The sequence below is a fragment of the Loktanella sp. IMCC34160 genome (genome assembly GCF_004145845.1).
In the GTDB taxonomy this organism is placed as follows: domain Bacteria; phylum Pseudomonadota; class Alphaproteobacteria; order Rhodobacterales; family Rhodobacteraceae; genus SELP01.
The window spans coordinates 121,275-137,945 of sequence record NZ_SELP01000004.1; the positions used below are offsets into that span (position 1 = coordinate 121,275).

Consider the following 16,671-nt stretch of genomic DNA (forward strand, 5'->3'; position numbering starts at 1 on the left):
CCCATCGCGGGCTTCTTGAAAAGCGCCCACTGGACCTTTGCGCCGCTGGCCCCTACATCACGGGCCAAGTGAAAGGGACCGCCATGGCAACCGACGCCTTTGAAGAGATCGCAGAAACCTTCGATTTCCTTGACGATTGGGAGGACCGCTATCGTCATGTGATCGACCTTGGCAAGGCGATGGACCCGCTGGATGATGCGCTGAAGGTGCCCGCATTCAAGGTGGACGGCTGCGCCAGTCAGGTCTGGCTGGTCCCGCAGATCGAAGGCGGGACGTTCCGGTTCATGGGCGACAGCGACGCGATGATCGTGCGCGGGCTGATCGCGATTCTGGGGGCGCTTTACAACGGGTTGCCACTGGCCGAGGTCGGCAAGGTCGATGCGCGGGCGGAATTGGGGCGGCTTGGCCTGAACGAACACCTCTCGGCGCAGCGGTCGAACGGGCTGCGGGCCATGGTGGAACGGATCGGTGCAACGGCGGCGGCCGCAGCCTAGGCCAGTTTTTCCAACGTGGTGGCCAGATCACCGTAGCCGGTGAACCGCCGTTCAAACGCCAGACCCAGACGGTCCGCGCAGGCGCGCGCCTTTTCCGTCAGCTTCGGGTCGTCCACCTGTGCCTGATAGACCAGCTTGGTGTAATTGCCGAAAATCATGTCCCGCAGCTGCGGGTGCCGGTCCAGCCCCATCGGTTTCCAGACGAAGGCATCGAACTGCCGCACCAGAAAGTCGGTCAGGAAAAAGGCGGTCATGTCGTCATCCGCTTTCGCGGCAAAGGCGTCGTTGCCTTCGAAAAAGGAATAGCAATGCGGCCCGGCGACCATTTCGACGCCTAGGTCCCGGCATCGCGCCTCGAGCAGCCCTCCGGTGCCGCAATCCGCGTAGACGACAAAGATTGTGTCATAGGCATCCCGGTGCTCTGCCACGGCCACGGTTACCGCTTCGGTGATCTGGTCAGGATAGAGGTGCAGCTTGGCGGGCAGGCATTGCAGGTCCATGTGGTCCCAGCCGTTGGTCCGCTTCAGCGCAAGGATTTCATGCGCCAGCGCCCCGCAGGCGATCAGCAGGATCCGGCCCTTGCCCTTGGGGTCAAGCCCGTCCTCGGTCAGCACCTTGTCGTCCAGATCGGCCATTGCGGTTCCTTTCGTGCCGAGCGTGCCATGGGCGCTGGCCCCGGTCCCGGCGCAAATCGACATATGCGGGGCAGGGCGCGGCATCAATGGGGATGCGGGTTGCCATCCCCGCCCCGAGTTTCGTAAACTTGGTCCGTGGTGCCGCGTCCTTCCCCCTTCTGGCGGCGCCCCTTCCCGATATCCACCGAAGGGGGGTGGCACATAGGGGAGGAACACCATGCCAGAAACTCTGATCCGCAACGCTGATACCATCCTGACGATGGATGACGACCGCCGCGAACTATCGGGCGCCGATATCCTGATCCGCGACGGGGCGATTGCCGCCGTGGGCAACGGACTGACCGCGCCGGGCGCGCAGGTGGTCGAGGCGGCGGGCTGCGTCGTTACCCCCGGCCTCGTGAACACGCATCATCACCTGTATCAAACCCTGACCCGCGCGGTGCCGGGCGGGCAGGATGCGCTGCTGTTCGGCTGGCTGCAAACGCTCTATCCGATCTGGTCCCGGTTCGGTCCGGACGAAATGTTCACCTCGGCGCAGGTGGGGCTTGCCGAACTGGCCCTGTCGGGCTGCACCCTGACCTCGGACCACCTGTATCTCTATCCCAACGGGTCGCGGCTGGAGGACACCATTCACGCCGCGGCAGAGGTGGGCCTTCGGTTCCATCCAACCCGGGGTGCCATGTCCATCGGCGAAAGCGAAGGCGGGCTGCCGCCCGATGCGCTGGTCGAGCGGGAGCGGGACATTCTGGAGGATATGATCCGTGTCGTCGATGCCTTCCACGACCCGGCGGAAGGGTCGATGGTCCGCGTCGGTCTTGCCCCCTGTTCGCCCTTCTCGGTCAGCCGGGACCTGATGCGCGACGCCGCCCTGCTGGCCCGCGACAAGGGGGTGATGCTGCACACGCATCTTGCCGAAAACGACGAGGATATCGCCTATTCCGAGGCGAAATTCGGCTGTCGTCCCGGCCAGTACGCCGAGGATCTGGGATGGATCGGGCCGGATGTCTGGCACGCCCATTGCGTGAAACTGGACGGGGCCGAGATTGACCTGTTCGCCCGGTCCCGCACCGGGGTCGCCCATTGCCCCTGTTCCAACTGCCGCCTAGGGTCCGGGATCGCGCCGGTCCGGGCGATGCGCGACGCGGGCGTGCCGGTGGGCCTTGGCGTGGACGGGTCAGCCAGCAATGACGCGGGCAACCTGATTGCCGAGGCGCGACAGGCCATGCTGTTGCAGCGGGTCGCAGGTGGGGCCGACAAGATGAGCGCGCGCGAGGCGCTGGAGATCGCCACGCGGGGCGGCGCCGATGTCTTGGGTCGCCCGGATTGCGGGCGTATCGCGCCGGGCAAGCGGGCAGATATCGCCATCTGGGACACGACAGGTATCGAAAGCGCCGGAAGCTGGGACCCGGCCGCACTGCTGCTGGCCGGGCCGACGCGGGTCCGGGATCTGTTCGTCGAGGGGCGTCAGGTGGTTGCGGCGGGGCAGATGACAACAATCGATCTGCCGCGTGTTATCGAAACCCAGAACCGGCTGGCACGCGCTTTGGCGGGCTAGGGCTGGCAGAAACCTGCCGGGGTCGCCGGTGCCGCTTGCCTGCAGGGCGGGTCGGCGGCACTAGGGGCCATGCGTCTTCTTGCCCTCATCCTTCCGCTTGCGCTGTCTGCCTGTATCGCGGTCGTTCCGGTCTATGTCCCGATCGGGCCGCAGCCGCCAGACAACCCGGTTCCCCTGTTGTCCGGGCCGGGGGCAGTGGACAGCTTTGGCCGCCGGTTGAACACCGAACGCGCGCGGGCCGGGACCGGCCCGGTTGTGCGCAATCCGATGCTTGAAGCGGCGGCGATGGCCCACGCCCGGGACATGGCGGGCCGGGGCTATTTCGCGCATCGGTCGCCAGAGGGGCGCGGTGTGGGCGACAGGGCCCGGGCGCAGGGCTATGTCTGGTGCCAGATCGCCGAAAACCTCGCGCAGGGCCAGACGGGCGAGGCACAGGTGCTGGCCGATTGGATGGCGTCGACGGGCCACCGCCGGAACAACCTGCGGTCCAATGTCGATGAATACGGGCTGGCCCGCGTCGGCGAAACCTGGGTCTTGGTTCTTGGGCGGCGCTGCTAGCCCAGCCGCTTTTCCCCAGCAACCCAGACCGCCCGCACTGCGCGGTCGTCGCCCATCATGATGGTCGGGAACACCGCGTCCCAGATGTGTTCGGCCCGGTCTGTCCGCTGCTTGATGGCGGGGGTCGATCCAAGGTCCAACACGGTGATGTCCGCCGCCGCGCCGGTGCCCAGATGGCCGATTTCGCCCGTCATATGCAGCGCCCGCGCCGATCCTTCGGTCGCCAGCCACATCAACTGCGCCGGGTGCACGGCTATGCCCCGCAGCTGCCCGATCTCATAGGCCGCCGCCATGGTGTGCAGCATCGAAAAGGACGACCCGCCGCCGGTATCCGTCGCCAGACCCACGCGCATCCCCGCGCTGGCCAATCCCATCAGGTCGAACAACCCCGACCCGATGAAGGTGTTTGAGGTCGGACAGTGCACAAGGCTGCAATCATATTCCGCCAGCCGCGCCCTTTCGCGATCTTCCAGCCAGATCGCATGGCCATAAAGGCCCTTGGTGCCCAAAAGGCCGAACTTTTCGTAGGTATCCAGATAGTCCCGCGCCTCGGGGAACAGCCGCTTGACCCAATCAATTTCGGGGACCTGTTCGGACAGGTGGGTCTGCATCGGGCAATCGGGAAATTCGGCCCAGAGCGCGCCCAAGGCCTCCAACTGCTCGGGCGTCGAAGTTGGGGAAAACCGGGGCGTGATCGCATAGGTCGCGCGACCAACCCCATGCCATTTCTGAAGCAGGCGCTTGCTGTCGTCATAGGCCGTCTGTGCCGTGTCGCGCAGCGTGTCGGGCGCGTTGCGGTCCATGCATGTCTTGCCCGCGACAACCGCCATGCCCCGATCCGCCGCTGCGTTAAAGAAGGCGTCAACGCTTTCGGGGTGGATGGTGCAAAAACTGGTCAGGGTGGTCGTGCCATGGGCCAGCGCAAGGTCACAGGTGCGGCCCGCGATGTCGGCGGCATAGGCCGGATCGCCGAACTTTGATTCCTCGGGGAAGGTGTAGGTGTTCAGCCAGTCGATCAGCTGCTTTCCCCAACTCGCGATCATCGCGGTCTGGGGATAATGCATATGGGCATCGACAAACCCGGCGGTGATCAGCGCATCGCCGTAGTCCGTGACCGGCACCTGTGGGTTGGCCGCGCGTAGCACATCCGCCTGACCAACCGCCGCAATCCGGCCTCCGTCGATCAGGACAGCCCCGCGCCGGGTGTGATGGGTCACATCCTCCCAAGCGGTCTGGAACGGGTCGCCGGAAAAGGCCAGCGTCTGGCCGAGAAGAAGATGTTGTTGGGTCATGGGCGGACGTTATCCGCCCCTCGTTTTTCGGTAAATCCGAAAAGTCCGAAGGGAGTTTCCGGCATCAGGCGAAAATAGGCGGGGTCGATCGCTAAAAAGGAAGAGCGGGCCCGAGGGGCCCGCTCTGGTGATTTCGGGAATGCAGCCGAAGGATCAGTTGAAGTTGTAGACGATCGACGCGCCCAGCGTGTTTTCGTTGTTCGACAGGGCGTTGAAATCGGCGCCGCCGAACTTCGACGTATAGCTGGTCCGCATCGACAGCGTGTCGCTGAGGGACACGTTCAGCGCCAGTTCGTTCACGACGGTCACGTCAGACGCCGAGCCGATCAGCTGGACATCGTCCGAAAGGTAAACGGTATCGTTGAAGCGCTGGAAGAAGTTCGCCTCGACGCTATAGGCGGCTTCGTCGATCTGGGTGCCCAGACCGTCCTCGATAAAGCGGTAGCCCGGACCTGCCTTAACAGCAAGCTGGGTATCGTCGCTGTTCAGAATCCGGTAGCCGATCCCGACACCGACAAAGGCGTCGCGATAGTTTTCACCGGCTTCATCGGCCAGACGGTCCCATTTCACATTCAGGTTGCCGTAGCCAAAGAAGGCATCGTTGAAATCGCGGGTGTAGTCATAGCCCGCGTTCAAGGTGTCCCGATCAACAACATCGCCGGTGCTGGAATAGGCGTAGGACAGGTTCAGCTCGGACCCGTTGGTGCCGTCGTAGAACCCGTATTGAGCGCCAATCCCCACGGTCGTGGTCGTGTCCGAGGTGTCAGAGGTCGAATGAACCGCCCGAAGGGCAACCGAGCCATAGGTGCCGATAGTGCGGCCTTCGTTTCCGAAGGTGAAGGTCTGGCGGTCCGCGTCATCTTCGATCGCTTCCTGAAGGTCGCCGATTTCATCGGCGGCGGACTGGGTGCCGAACAGATCTTCCTGCGCGGCTGCACCGGTCACGACAAAGCCGGAGATTGCAGCGGCAAGGGCGAATTTCACAGTCTTAGACATGATGAACTCCTTTCAATCAGTCCCCGAAAACAATGGGGATCGTTACATCACATCGGTCGAATGATCCGGAAACGCGCAATCAGCAAGGGGGAGGAAACCAGCACAATTCACACCTGATTTTCCTGCAACATAAGCGGTTGTTCGCCAGTCCACCTCACTGGTTTGAAGCAATTCCCGGTGCGAAAAGGCCAATATTTTGGCGCCCCTCGTTCGCAGGGTCGGTGCGGCGGAAATCGGGTGGGGGAATTCCGCCTGTCGCCCACAAAAATTTTCGCGGGGGACTTGCAGATCAAGCGCGGTTCACGGGTTGAACTCGGGGCCCATTTTCCGGCCGCGAAGTCATCCAGCCGCGATTCTACGGCAGCGGGACGGCCAATTTGCGATTGCTAGGCCGGCCCGGATCACAAGAACACTTGATACGATGGGCATCACCGATTCTAGGGGCAGCAGTCCTGTCTATCCAGACGCATCTTCCGACGCCCGTTCCTCCGGCTCGCGATGAAATCCGAAGCCCTCACCGTCGATGTAATAAACCCAGATCGTCGGGCGCTGGGTTCGGCCTTTGGGCGGTTGTGGCTTGGCGCGCAATCGCTATGGTGCGCCAAGACCGGAGGAGTGCGATGGCCGAAGAGATTCTGGAACATGAAGATGATGAAGCCTTCGGTGTGACCGACAGGCTGATCTCCGAGGTTCTGGACGCGGTCGAGGCCCGCGATGCGATAGCGATCGACGCGCTTCTGGACCCGCTGCACGCCGCCGACATCGCCCACCTGATCGAACAGGTCGATGCCCGCGACCGGCGCGACCTTCTGACCGTCTGGAAGGGCGGGATGGATGGGGAAATCCTGTCCGAACTCGACGAATCCCTGCGCGAAGAAATCATCGACAACCTGGGCCCCGCCGAACTGGCCGAGGCAGTGCGCGATCTTGAATCGGACGACGTTGTCGACCTTGTCGAATACCTGGACGAGGAGCAGCAGGAACAGGTTCTGGACGCGCTCGAAGCGACCGACCGGGTCGCCGTCGAAAAGGCGCTGACCTACCCCGAGGAATCGGCGGGCCGTCACATGCAGTCCGAGGTGGTTCGGGTTCCCGAACACTGGAGCGTGGGCGAAACCATCGACTTCCTGCGCTCTGACATCGAACTACCGGACCAGTTCTACCACGTGATCCTTGTGGACCCGCGGATGAAGCCTGTGTCTTATGCCACGCTGGGCCGCATCCTGTCGTCGAAGCGGGACGTGCCGCTGGCGGCGATCACCGAAGACAGTTTCAACACGTTCCATGTCGAGGATGACGTGGAGGACGTGGCCCACGCCTTCAACCACTACCACCTGATTTCGGCCCCGGTGGTCGATGACGACGACCGGCTGGTCGGCGTGATCACCATCGACGACGCCATGATCCTTCTGGACGAAGAACACGAGGAAGACATGTTGCGCCTTGCCGGTGTCGGCGAAGGCAGCCTCTCGGATTCGGTTCTGGACACCACGCGGCAGCGTATGCCGTGGCTGGGGGTGAACCTCGTAACCGCGATCCTCGCCTCGGGGGTCATTGCCCTGTTCGAAGAGGTGATCGCCGGGCTGGTGGCGTTGGCCGTGCTGATGCCGATCGTGGCCTCGATGGGGGGCAACGCGGGCACCCAGACCCTGACGGTTGCCGTGCGGGCCATCGCCACCCGCGACCTGACCGGGTCGAACGTCTGGCGGGTGATCCGGCGCGAGGTTCTGGTGGGCCTTCTGAACGGGATAATCTTTGCGCTGGTGATGGGGGTGATCGGATACCTCTGGTTCGGGACCATGATGCTGGGTGTTGTCATCGCCGCCGCAATGGTGATCAATCTGGTCGTTGCCGGGCTGGCGGGAACGGCGGTGCCGGTGCTTCTTGAAAGGGCGGGGGTGGACCCGGCGCTTGCGTCCGGGGCCTTCGTGACGACCGTGACCGATGTGGTGGGCTTCTTCGCCTTCCTTGGGCTTGCGGCTGTCTTCCTTCTCTGATCCCCGGCAAAGGTGCCCCTGTGATGACCGATCCTGACCTGACCGCCCGCAAGGCGGCCGCCCGCAAAGCCGCCTTTGCCCGCCGGGCCGAAGCCCATGCCCTTCATCGCAACGGCGCGACCGCCGCCCATTTGTCCGAGGTGCTGGCCGGATATCGCGGCGTGCCGCTGGCCGGCTACGCCCAGATGCGGACCGAGATCGACCCGACCCCAGCCATGGACGAGGCGGCAGCCCACGGGCCTGTGGCCCTGCCGGTGATCATCGGCGCAGGCCAGCCGCTGAAGTTCCGGGCCTGGACCCCGGGGTGCGCCATGGCGGATGGCGAGTTTGGCGCGCGCATCCCGGCCGAAGGCGATTGGATCGAGCCCGAAATCCTGATCGTGCCGCTGGTGGCCTTCTCCCGCGCGGGTGGGCGGCTGGGCTATGGCGGGGGGTTCTACGACCGGACGCTGGAAGGGCTGCGGGCCAAGCGCCCGACGATGGCCATCGGCTTTGCCTACGCCGCGCAGGAAGACCCGGACCTGCCGCTGGAAGCGACGGACCAATGGCTTGACCTGATCGTGACCGAAGCCGGGGTGATCGAACCTCGCCGCTAGGAAATGGTGGGTCAAGACCCACCTTACCCCGGGGGCGCTTCGCCCCCCACCAGATAATTCATGGCCCCCAGAGGATATTTAGAACCCAAAGAAGAATGGACGCTGAGTCCAGCCCCCTTCTTTGGGTCAATAAATATCCCGGGGTGAATGGCCCGACAGGGCCAGAGGGGCAGAGCCCCTGAACGTAAGGTGGGTTTCAACCCACCATCCCCGTGCTTGCGCTTGCCCCCTCCCTTGCCTAGAGGAAAGCCATGAGACTTCTATTCTTGGGTGATATCGTGGGCCGGGGTGGCCGTCAGGCCGTGGCCCAACGGCTGCCGAAGCTGCGCGACGACTGGCGGCTCGATTTCGTGGTGATCAACGGCGAAAACGCCACCGGCGGGATGGGCCTGTCGGGCAATCACGCCCGCGCCCTGTTCGAGGCGGGGGCCGATGTCGTCACCCTCGGAGATCATGCCTTCGACCAGAAGGACATGCTGCAATTCTGTGAACAGGAACCGCGCATCATCCGGCCGCTGAATTTTTCCAAGGTGGCGCCGGGCAAGGGCGCACGGGTGTTCACCGCCCGGGGCGGGCAAAAGGTTCTGGTGGCGCAAGTGCTGGGGCAGGTTTTCATGAAACGGCCCTTTGACGATCCGTTCAGCGCGGTAGACGCAGTTCTGCGCCAATACCCCTTGGGCGGGATGGTGCAGGCCAGCCTGATCGACATGCATTGCGAAGCCACCAGCGAAAAGATGGCGATGGGCCATTTTTGCGATGGCCGTGCCTCGGTCATCGTCGGCACCCATACCCATGTGCCCACCGCCGATGCGATGATCCTGCCCAAGGGCAGCGCCTATCAGACCGATGCGGGCATGTGCGGGGACTACAATTCGGTCATCGGGATGAAGAAGGACGAACCGCTGCGCCGTTTCATTACCGGCATGGCGAAGGAGCGGTTCGAGCCGGCGCTGGCCGATGTCACCCTGTCGGGCCTCTACGTTGAAACCGACGACCGCACCGGCAAGGCCAAGCGGGTCGAACAGGTTCGGCAAGGCGGTCTCTTGTCATCGGCCGGACCCGCATGACCGACCGGGTCCGGGATCGGCTGGTCCTGAGCGGGATACTTCTGGTGCTTGGGGCCGGTTGGGGGCTGACCGTACCGCTCAGCCGGATCGCCGTTTCCACCGGGCACCTGCCGTTTGGGCTTTTGTTCTGGCAGCTGTTGATTGGGTCCGTCCTGCTGGGTGGGCTGCTGGCCATGCGTCGCCGTCCCTTTCCGCTGGGCTGGCCCGCGTTGCGGGTCTTCGTGGTGATCGCCTGTCTGGGAACGATTCTGCCCAATTCCTTCAGTTATCGCGCGGCGGCACATCTGCCCGCCGGGATCATGGCGATCATCATCGCCACGGTGCCGATGTTCGCCTTTCCCGTGGCCTTGGCGCTGGGGCAGGACCGCTTTGCCCTGCGGCGTCTTCTGGGCCTGTGCCTTGGGCTTCTGGGTGTCGGGCTGATCGCGGCGCCAGAGGCAAGCCTGCCCGACCCGGCCATGCTGGCCTGGATCCCCGTCGCCCTGATCGCGCCGCTTTGTTATGGGCTAGAGGGCAATGTCGTCGCCCGCTGGGGCCTGTCCGGGCTGGACCCGGTGCAGGCGCTTTTTGGCGCTTCGGTTCTGGGGGCGGTTTTCATGGCACCCGCCGCGCTGGCCACCGGCCAATTCATCGACCCGACGGCGGGCATGGGTGCGCCGGAATGGGCGCTGGTCGTGTCGGCGCTGATCCATGCAACGGTCTATGCGGCCTATGTCTGGCTGGTGGGCCGGGCCGGGCCGGTTTTCGCGGGGCAGGTCGCCTATGTCGTCACCGGCTTTGGGGTGCTCTGGTCCATGGTTCTCTTGTCCGAAACCTACGCCATCTGGATCTGGGTGGCGCTGGGCGTGATGCTCTGCGGCATCGCGCTGGTTCAGCCGCGGCCGCGTGAAACCCTTGCGCCGGAAGCGGAAGCGGTGGACAGTCAGGCGAACGCAGCGACCGAGGCCAGATGAACGACATTCTCCAGTTGTCCGGAACCGGGCAGGCGATCCTTGCCCTGTCGGTTGTCGGGCTCATGTTCGCCCTGTTCCTGCGGGAAGTCCTGCCGACCGAGGTGGTCGCGCTGACCGGTGTGGCGCTTTTGCTTGTCACCGGTGTCCTGCCCTACCAGATGGCCGTTGATGTGCTGGCCAACCCCGCCCCATGGACCATTGCGGCGATGTTCATCGTCATGGGCGCGCTGGTGCGCACCGGGGCGCTGGATGTGCTGACCGGGCAGGCCGAGCGATACGCGCGGACCCATCCAAAGGCCGCCATCATCGGATTAATGGCCTTTGTCATGGCGGGTTCGGCCTTCATGAACAACACGCCGGTGGTCGTCGTGATGATCCCGGTCTTCGTGACCATTTCCAAGACCATGGGCTTTGCCGCCTCGCGCCTGCTGATCCCGCTGTCCTATGGCGCGATCATGGGCGGGTCGCTGACCCTGATCGGCACTTCGACCAACCTGCTGGTCGACGGGGTCGCGCGGGCGGGGGGGCTGCAGCCCTTCACCATCTTCGAAATCACCCCCATCGGCCTTGTCGTCTGCCTGTGGGGGATGATCTATCTGGCCACCATCGGCCGGCGGCTTCTGCCCGACCGGGACAGCATGGCCAACCTTCTGTCCGACAAGTCCAAGATGCGGTTCTTTACCGAGGCCGTGATCCCCCCCGACAGCAACCTGATCGGGCGCGAGGTTCTGGGCGTGCAACTGTTCAAGCGTCCCGGTGTGCGACTGGTGGACGTGGTGCGCGGCGATGCATCGCTGCGGCGCAACCTTCAGGGGGTGTCGTTACAGGTGGGTGACCGGGTCGTGCTGCGCACCCAGATGACCGAGCTTTTGTCCCTGCAATCGAACAAGTCGCTGCGCCGGGTCGATCAGGTCAGCGCGGTGGAAACCACCACGGTCGAGGTGCTGATCACCCCCGATTGCCGGCTTGTGGGCCGCCGTCTGGGTGAAATGCGCCTGCGTCGCCGCTATGGGGTCTATGTGCTGGCCGTGCACCGGCGGGACAAGAACATCGGCCGCCAGATTGACGATCTGGTGGTGCGGGTCGGGGATACGCTGCTTCTGGAAGGGGCGGCCGAGGATATTCAGCGGCTGGCGGCGGATATGAACATGGTGGACGTGTCGCACCCATCGGCCCGCGCCTTCCGCCGGGCCCATGCGCCGATTGCGCTGGCGGCACTGGCAGGGATCGTGGTTCTGGCCGCGCTGGGCGTGGCCCCGATCCTGTTTCTGGCCGTTATTGCCGTCGCCGTGGTTCTGGCGACCCGCTGCATCGACGCGGAAGAGGCCTATGGCTATGTCGAAAGCAGCCTGCTGGTGCTGATCTTTTCCATGCTGGCCGTGGGCGCGGCCCTGCAACACACCGGCGCGGTGTCGCTGATCGTCGACGGGCTGACACCGTTGATCGGTGATTTGCCGCCTTTCATGGTGGTCTGGGCGATCTACCTGATTACTTCGGTCCTGACCGAATTGGTGTCGAACAACGCGGTGGCCGTCGTGGTGACCCCGATTGCAATTGGGCTTGCGGGTGCGCTGGGTGTCGATCCGCGCCCGCTGGTCGTGGCGGTGATGGTCGCGGCCTCGGCCAGTTTCGCCACGCCCATCGGCTATCAGACCAACACGCTCGTCTACGGGCCGGGGGGCTACAAGTTCAAGGATTTCCTCAAGGTCGGGATTCCGCTGAACCTGTCGATGGGGCTCATCGTCTCTGCTGTGATCCCGCTAATCTGGCCGCTGTGATCCCGCCTTGCCGGGGCGTGGCAGGGTTGCTAGCGTCCGCCGGTCGGTACGTGGCAAAGGGGAGGTGGCAATGTCCGGACATGGTTACGAAAAAGGGCGGCTGAACCTGCCCTTCGTGGGGATCGCGACCTTTGGCAAGCGGCCCTATGTCGAGGATTGGTCAAAGATCGACGCCGACGTCGCGGTCCTTGGGGCACCCTTCGATTTCGGCACGCAGTGGCGGTCCGGCGCACGGTTCGGCCCGCGCGGCGTGCGCGAGGCATCGACCCTGTTCAGCTTTGGCCACGCCGGGGCCTATGACCACGAAGACGACGCGACCTACCTGCCGGGTGACGTGCGGATCGTCGATATCGGGGATGCCGATATCGTCCACACCGATACGATGACGTCGCACGCCAATATCGAAACCGGAGTGCGGGCGATCCTTGCAGCGGGCGCCTTGCCGGTGGTGATCGGCGGGGACCATTCGATCAACATCCCCTGCATCAACGCCTTCGACGATCAGGGGGATATTCACGTTCTGCAGATCGACGCGCACCTCGACTTCGTCGATGAACGGCACGGGGTCCGCTATGGGCACGGCAACCCGATGCGGCGGGCCGCGGACAAGCCCTATGTCACGGGGCTGACGCAGGTGGGCATCCGCAACGTCAGCTCGACCGCCAAGGAAGGCTATGACGACGCGCGACGGATGGGGTCGTCGATCATCTCGGTCCGGCAGGCGCGGAAGATGGGGACCGAAGGGGTGGTCGGCCACATCCCCGAAAAGGCGCGGGTCTATATCACCATCGACATTGATGCCTTCTGCCCCTCGATCGCGCCGGGAACAGGCACGCCCAGCCATGGCGGCTTCCTCTATTACGAGGTGCTGGAAATGCTGCAGGCCGTGGCGCAGCGGCACGAGGTCGTCGGGATTGATCTGGTCGAAGTGGCTCCGGATTATGACCCCACGGGATCGACCAGCATCCTTGCGGCGCAGGTCCTGCTGAACCTTCTGGGGTTCATCTTTCACGCAAAGGGGAAATAGCGGGGGTCAGCCGAAGCGGGCCACGAACCGTTGCAGGATCAGTTCCGGCACGGTCACATCGGCCGCACGGCACATGGCGATCAGGTCCTCGGCAGCCTCGGGCGGGAAATAGCCCTTGTTGCGGTAGATGCGGATGCGGGTCTCAAACCCGGCCGCGTCCGCCTCGGGGTGGAACTGCGTGGCATAGACGTTCTGACCATAGCGGATCATCTGGAACGGGCAGGCGTCGGAATGCAGCAGATGGGCGCAGCCTTCGGGCAGGGTCTGCGCCGCTTCCTTGTGGCCGACAAAGGCGTCAAAGCGGTCGGGCAGGCCGGACAGCAGCGGATCGGTGCGGCCCGCGTCGGTCAGTTCGCAGGTGGTCGTGCCGACGGGTTCACCATAGCGGGCCTTCGATACCTCGGCCCCAAGATGGTGGGTCAGGATGCCGATCCCATAGCAGCAGCCCATGAAGGGCATGTCTCGGGCGGTGATCTCGGGCATGAGCGACAGGCAGGCGGCCTCAATCCGGGCCTCGGTCGGGTCCTTGTCCTCGGGCGCGTCAGAGACGCAGCCGGGGCCGCCGCCGACAATGACGCCGGCATAGGCGTCAAGGGACAGGTCCGCGGGCAGATCCTGCTGATCCAGCCGGATACGATGGGTGCGGTCCGCCGTCAGCCGGCCCTTGGCAAGGATGGCTGCGAATTCATCGTCGGCGGCCTCGGTTTCCGGGCGCAGCTGCAGGATCAGGAACGGTTTCATGCCTGTCCCGATAGCCAAAACCCCGGCCAAGGGGAAGGGGGCGGTGGGTCAAGACCCACCTTACACGGCAGGGGGCGCTGCCCCCTCGGCCCGCCGGGCCTCACCCCCGAAGTATTTTTGGCAAAATGAGAGTCCATTCTTCTTTGGGTCTCAAATATCCTCGGGGGGCCATGAATCATTTGGTGGGGGGCGACGCGCCCCCGGGTAAAGTGGGTCTTGACCCACCACCCCCTACAGCGGCCAGAACAGCAGGATCGTCGGGATCGACACCGCGATCACGATCAGTTCCAACGGCAGACCCATTTGCCAATAATCCCCGAACCGGTAACCGCCGGGCCCAAGGATCAGCGTGTTGTTCTTGTGCCCGATCGGCGTGAGGAACGCGCAAGAGGCCGCGACGGCCACCGCCATCAGGAACGGATCGGGTGATACCCCCAGCGTCTGCGCCATCTGGATCCCCACCGGGGCCGCGACGATGGTTGTCGCCGTGTTGTTCAGCACATCCGACAGCGACATCGTCACCACCATCAGAACCGTCAGCACGGCCCAGGCGGGCCATCCCGCTGTCAGCCCGGTCAGCGTTCCGGCGATGAGTTCGGTGCCGCCCGAGGTTTCCAGCGCCGCGCCCAGCGGGATCATCGACCCCAGCAAGACCACCACCGGCCATTCGATGTGGTCGTAGATGTTCCTGAGCGGCAGAATGCCCGTGAGCACGAAGGCCACGACCACAATCCCCAGCGCGACCGGCAGGTAAACCAGCCCGAGCGAGGCCGCGAGAACCGCCGCCCCGAACAGCCCGATTGCCAGCCAGACCTTGCGATCGGCGGTGACGGACAGGCCCCGGTCAGCCAGCGCCAGGCATCCCAGCCAGTCGATCACATCCGCCGCCGCTTCCTTTGGGACCAGCAGCAGAAGGATATCGCCGGCCTGCACCTCGGTCTTGCGGATCCGGCTGCGGATCGGTTTGCCGCGCCGCGACAGGCCCAGAAGGATCGCCCGCTGCCGCCACGCCAGACCGATGGTTTGCGCGGTCTTCCCCGTGATCCGCGATTCCGGCGTCGCCACGGCCTCGACGATCACCATATCGGCGCCTGCGGCATCGACCGTCGCCTCGGCAAGGTCCAGTTTCTGCGCGACCCGGAATTCATCCAGCGTATCGGGCGCCGCCTCGATCACCAGATGATCGCCGGGGCGGATCGTGGCGTTCCGAGCCCGGCCCGGCAGGCGCTTGCCCTCGCGGATCAGCCCGAGAAGCGCGACATCTGCGGCCTCGGCCAGATCGTCCAGATCCCGAACCCGCTGGCCGGTCAGGGGCGATCCTTCGGGAACGGCCAGTTCTGACAGGTATTCGGCGTAGTCCCGCAGTGGGTCGCCTTCCAGCCCCGCGCCGTCCTTTTGCGGGATCAGGCGCCAGCCGATCAGCGCGACAAAGGCCAGCCCGGCAATCGCCACAATCCCGCCCACGGGCGCGAAATCGAACATGGCGAATGGCGTGCCCAAAGCCTCGCCCCGGATCGACGCGATGATGATGTTCGGCGGCGTGCCGATCAGCGTGACCATCCCGCCAAGGATCGTCGCGAAGGACAGCGGCATCAATGTCACCCCCGCGGCCCGTCCGGCCTTGCGCGCGGTGGCGATATCGACCGGCATCAGCAGCGCCAGCGCGGCCACGTTGTTCATGAAGGCCGACAAGACGCCGCCGACAGCCCCCATGATCGCGATATGGGTGCCCAGTTTGCGGCTGCTGTCCACCAGCGTCCGGGTAATCAGCATCACCGCGCCGGACCGCACCAACCCGGCCGAGACCACCAGCACCAGCGCCACGACCAGCGTCGCCGGGTGCCCGAACCCGCTGAACGCGTCCTTGGTCGGGACCACCCCCAGAACGACCCCGGCCATCAGGGCCGAGAAGGCAACTAGATCATAGCGGTATCGCCCCCAAAGAAGCAGGGCAAAGACAAGTCCAAAGAGCGAAAACAGGATGATCTGGTGTTGGGTCATGGCCCAAACCTGCCGGAAATCCGCATCCGATGCCACGGGGAAAACGGGGTGCGCCGTTTCCAAGGCGGCGGGAATCCCCTATCCCGGGCACACGTTCCGGGTGTAGCCTTGTCAAATTAGCAAAGATTCATTTTCGGACGGAGGAAACACCATGACCCAATTCGTGCGTTGGGTGCCCTACCAATTCGGGCAGAATGCCGTGAACGCGGGCTTCATATCTCACAACGGCTCGGCGCTTTGGATATTCGACCTGACCCAGACCTATCGCCCCGGTGGGCGCATCCAGAACGGTGCGGTCCTGATTGCCTATGATCTGGACCAGACCGCGATTACCAATATCACCACGGTCATGCAGATCGATTTTGAAAACGAAGCTTTCGAGGGCGAGGGCAAGCATCCCCAACATGTAATCTGTAAGGCGAACGAGCCCGGCGCGCGCGGCGTCGGCATTGGGCGCCAAAAGACGACGAACTACCATGTGACCGCGCGCTTTGCGACGAAACGGGAAGTCGCCAAGGCGTTGAGTGTTCCGGGGGTGAAGGTCAGCGAAAGGGAGGTCGACAACAAGTATCGACCGCCGGGCGGCTGGCCATAGGCCCCAGCCGCGTCTGTCAGCCGGACTTGGCTTCCAGCGCCTCGATCCGGGCCTTGAGGGCCTCGTTTTCTTCACGGGCTTTCTGGGCCATGGCGCGGACCGCGTCGAATTCCTCGCGGGTCACGAAATCGCGGTCGGCAAGCCAGCGGTCCAGCAGGGACTTCATGGCCGTTTCCGCCTCGGTCTTGGCGCCCTGGGCCACGCCCATGGCGTTGGTCATCAACTGGCCGATATCGTCCATGATCTTGTTGCGGGTCTGCATCGGGTCTCTCCGTGGCTTTGTCTGCTCTATATGGGGTGGAATGCGTAGGTTCACAACCGCGGAACCGGGCCAGACCGCCAACCCGGGTTCAGGATGCCCATCCATTGGCTATGTTGGCAGGGCT

The 16,671-nt window shown here is 64.3% G+C and carries 16 protein-coding genes; 10 read left to right on the forward strand and 6 right to left on the reverse strand.

Annotation, left to right across the window (positions count from 1 at the left end; translation table 11 throughout):
• Window positions 1-83: 83 nt before the first annotated feature.
• Window positions 84-494 (forward strand): SufE family protein, encoded by a 411-nt coding sequence (locus tag EU803_RS11730; RefSeq protein ID WP_129683021.1) that lies wholly within the window; start codon window positions 84-86, stop codon window positions 492-494.
• Here EU803_RS11730 and EU803_RS11735 read toward each other — a convergent pair.
• A complete protein-coding gene (locus EU803_RS11735; protein ID WP_129683711.1) occupies window positions 491-1,129 on the reverse strand; it encodes a DUF1638 domain-containing protein in 639 nt (212 codons plus the stop codon). The genes EU803_RS11730 and EU803_RS11735 overlap by 4 nt on opposite strands.
• Window positions 1,130-1,346: 217 nt before the next feature.
• Between EU803_RS11735 and EU803_RS11740 the strand changes: the two genes are divergently transcribed.
• Together EU803_RS11740 and EU803_RS11745 are read left to right on the forward strand one after the other, a co-directional pair.
• The gene (locus EU803_RS11740; protein WP_129683023.1) at window positions 1,347-2,684 is read left to right on the forward strand and encodes an 8-oxoguanine deaminase; all 1,338 of its coding nucleotides are present in this window, start codon (window positions 1,347-1,349) and stop codon (window positions 2,682-2,684) included.
• 69 nt (window positions 2,685-2,753) lie between these two features.
• Window positions 2,754-3,242 (forward strand): CAP domain-containing protein, encoded by a 489-nt coding sequence (locus tag EU803_RS11745; RefSeq protein WP_129683025.1) that lies wholly within the window; start codon window positions 2,754-2,756, stop codon window positions 3,240-3,242.
• Here the strand turns inward: EU803_RS11745 and guaD are convergent.
• Both guaD and EU803_RS11755 read right to left on the reverse strand, forming a co-directional pair.
• Complete coding sequence (guaD, locus tag EU803_RS11750; RefSeq protein ID WP_129683027.1) at window positions 3,239-4,534, reverse strand: guanine deaminase; 1,296 nt, start codon at window positions 4,532-4,534, stop codon at window positions 3,239-3,241. The genes EU803_RS11745 and guaD overlap by 4 nt on opposite strands.
• A gap of 153 nt (window positions 4,535-4,687) precedes the next feature.
• Window positions 4,688-5,530, reverse strand: coding sequence for a DUF481 domain-containing protein (locus EU803_RS11755; RefSeq protein ID WP_129683029.1), 843 nt, complete (start codon window positions 5,528-5,530; stop codon window positions 4,688-4,690).
• A 620-nt stretch (window positions 5,531-6,150) separates the two neighbouring features.
• Here EU803_RS11755 and mgtE point away from each other — a divergent pair.
• The 6 genes from mgtE to speB all read left to right on the forward strand — a co-directional run bounded on the left by mgtE (window position 6,151) and on the right by speB (window position 12,948).
• Window positions 6,151-7,527, forward strand: a complete 1,377-nt coding sequence (gene mgtE, locus EU803_RS11760; protein WP_129683031.1) for a magnesium transporter — start codon at window positions 6,151-6,153, stop codon at window positions 7,525-7,527.
• A 23-nt stretch (window positions 7,528-7,550) separates the two neighbouring features.
• A complete protein-coding gene (locus EU803_RS11765; protein ID WP_129683033.1) occupies window positions 7,551-8,123 on the forward strand; it encodes a 5-formyltetrahydrofolate cyclo-ligase in 573 nt (190 codons plus the stop codon).
• A gap of 251 nt (window positions 8,124-8,374) precedes the next feature.
• The gene (locus EU803_RS11770; protein WP_129683035.1) at window positions 8,375-9,190 is read left to right on the forward strand and encodes a TIGR00282 family metallophosphoesterase; all 816 of its coding nucleotides are present in this window, start codon (window positions 8,375-8,377) and stop codon (window positions 9,188-9,190) included.
• Window positions 9,187-10,143, forward strand: coding sequence for a DMT family transporter (locus EU803_RS11775; RefSeq protein ID WP_129683037.1), 957 nt, complete (start codon window positions 9,187-9,189; stop codon window positions 10,141-10,143). The genes EU803_RS11770 and EU803_RS11775 overlap by 4 nt, the downstream gene beginning before the upstream one ends.
• Complete coding sequence (locus tag EU803_RS11780; protein WP_129683039.1) at window positions 10,140-11,921, forward strand: SLC13 family permease; 1,782 nt, start codon at window positions 10,140-10,142, stop codon at window positions 11,919-11,921. The genes EU803_RS11775 and EU803_RS11780 overlap by 4 nt, the downstream gene beginning before the upstream one ends.
• A 70-nt stretch (window positions 11,922-11,991) precedes the next feature.
• Window positions 11,992-12,948, forward strand: coding sequence for an agmatinase (gene speB, locus EU803_RS11785; protein WP_129683041.1), 957 nt, complete (start codon window positions 11,992-11,994; stop codon window positions 12,946-12,948).
• 6 nt (window positions 12,949-12,954) lie between these two features.
• Here speB and EU803_RS11790 read toward each other — a convergent pair whose 3' ends face one another.
• On the reverse strand, window positions 12,955-13,689 hold the full coding sequence (locus EU803_RS11790) for a glutamine amidotransferase (protein WP_129683043.1): 735 nt from the start codon (window positions 13,687-13,689) through the stop codon (window positions 12,955-12,957).
• 231 nt (window positions 13,690-13,920) lie between these two features.
• Window positions 13,921-15,690, reverse strand: a complete 1,770-nt coding sequence (locus EU803_RS11795) for an SLC13 family permease (protein WP_129683045.1) — start codon at window positions 15,688-15,690, stop codon at window positions 13,921-13,923.
• A gap of 151 nt (window positions 15,691-15,841) precedes the next feature.
• Here EU803_RS11795 and EU803_RS11800 point away from each other — a divergent pair, with 151 nt between their 5' ends.
• Window positions 15,842-16,285, forward strand: coding sequence for a hypothetical protein (locus EU803_RS11800; RefSeq protein WP_129683047.1), 444 nt, complete (start codon window positions 15,842-15,844; stop codon window positions 16,283-16,285).
• 16 nt (window positions 16,286-16,301) lie between these two features.
• On the opposite strand, the gene EU803_RS11805 is transcribed toward EU803_RS11800, so the two are convergent.
• Window positions 16,302-16,547: an accessory factor UbiK family protein gene (locus EU803_RS11805; RefSeq protein WP_129683049.1), complete on the reverse strand. Its 246-nt coding sequence runs from the start codon at window positions 16,545-16,547 to the stop codon at window positions 16,302-16,304.
• Window positions 16,548-16,671 lie beyond the last annotated feature (124 nt).

Excerpts from the sequence above, each read along its gene's own strand:
- EU803_RS11790 (WP_129683043.1), bottom strand. The coding sequence starts at position 13,689 with ATGAAACCGTTCCTGATCCTGCAGCTGCGCCCGGAAACCGAGGCCGCC.
- EU803_RS11780 (WP_129683039.1), top strand. The coding sequence starts at position 10,140 with ATGAACGACATTCTCCAGTTGTCCGGAACCGGGCAGGCGATCCTTGCC.
- EU803_RS11770 (WP_129683035.1), top strand. The coding sequence starts at position 8,375 with ATGAGACTTCTATTCTTGGGTGATATCGTGGGCCGGGGTGGCCGTCAG.
- mgtE (WP_129683031.1), top strand. The coding sequence starts at position 6,151 with ATGGCCGAAGAGATTCTGGAACATGAAGATGATGAAGCCTTCGGTGTG.
- EU803_RS11735 (WP_129683711.1), bottom strand. The coding sequence starts at position 1,129 with ATGGCCGATCTGGACGACAAGGTGCTGACCGAGGACGGGCTTGACCCC.
- EU803_RS11775 (WP_129683037.1), top strand. The coding sequence starts at position 9,187 with ATGACCGACCGGGTCCGGGATCGGCTGGTCCTGAGCGGGATACTTCTG.
- guaD (WP_129683027.1), bottom strand. The coding sequence starts at position 4,534 with ATGACCCAACAACATCTTCTTCTCGGCCAGACGCTGGCCTTTTCCGGC.
- EU803_RS11755 (WP_129683029.1), bottom strand. The coding sequence starts at position 5,530 with ATGTCTAAGACTGTGAAATTCGCCCTTGCCGCTGCAATCTCCGGCTTT.
- EU803_RS11740 (WP_129683023.1), top strand. The coding sequence starts at position 1,347 with ATGCCAGAAACTCTGATCCGCAACGCTGATACCATCCTGACGATGGAT.
- EU803_RS11745 (WP_129683025.1), top strand. The coding sequence starts at position 2,754 with ATGCGTCTTCTTGCCCTCATCCTTCCGCTTGCGCTGTCTGCCTGTATC.
- EU803_RS11800 (WP_129683047.1), top strand. The coding sequence starts at position 15,842 with ATGACCCAATTCGTGCGTTGGGTGCCCTACCAATTCGGGCAGAATGCC.
- EU803_RS11730 (WP_129683021.1), top strand. The coding sequence starts at position 84 with ATGGCAACCGACGCCTTTGAAGAGATCGCAGAAACCTTCGATTTCCTT.
- EU803_RS11805 (WP_129683049.1), bottom strand. The coding sequence starts at position 16,547 with ATGCAGACCCGCAACAAGATCATGGACGATATCGGCCAGTTGATGACC.
- speB (WP_129683041.1), top strand. The coding sequence starts at position 11,992 with ATGTCCGGACATGGTTACGAAAAAGGGCGGCTGAACCTGCCCTTCGTG.
- EU803_RS11765 (WP_129683033.1), top strand. The coding sequence starts at position 7,551 with ATGACCGATCCTGACCTGACCGCCCGCAAGGCGGCCGCCCGCAAAGCC.
- EU803_RS11795 (WP_129683045.1), bottom strand. The coding sequence starts at position 15,690 with ATGACCCAACACCAGATCATCCTGTTTTCGCTCTTTGGACTTGTCTTT.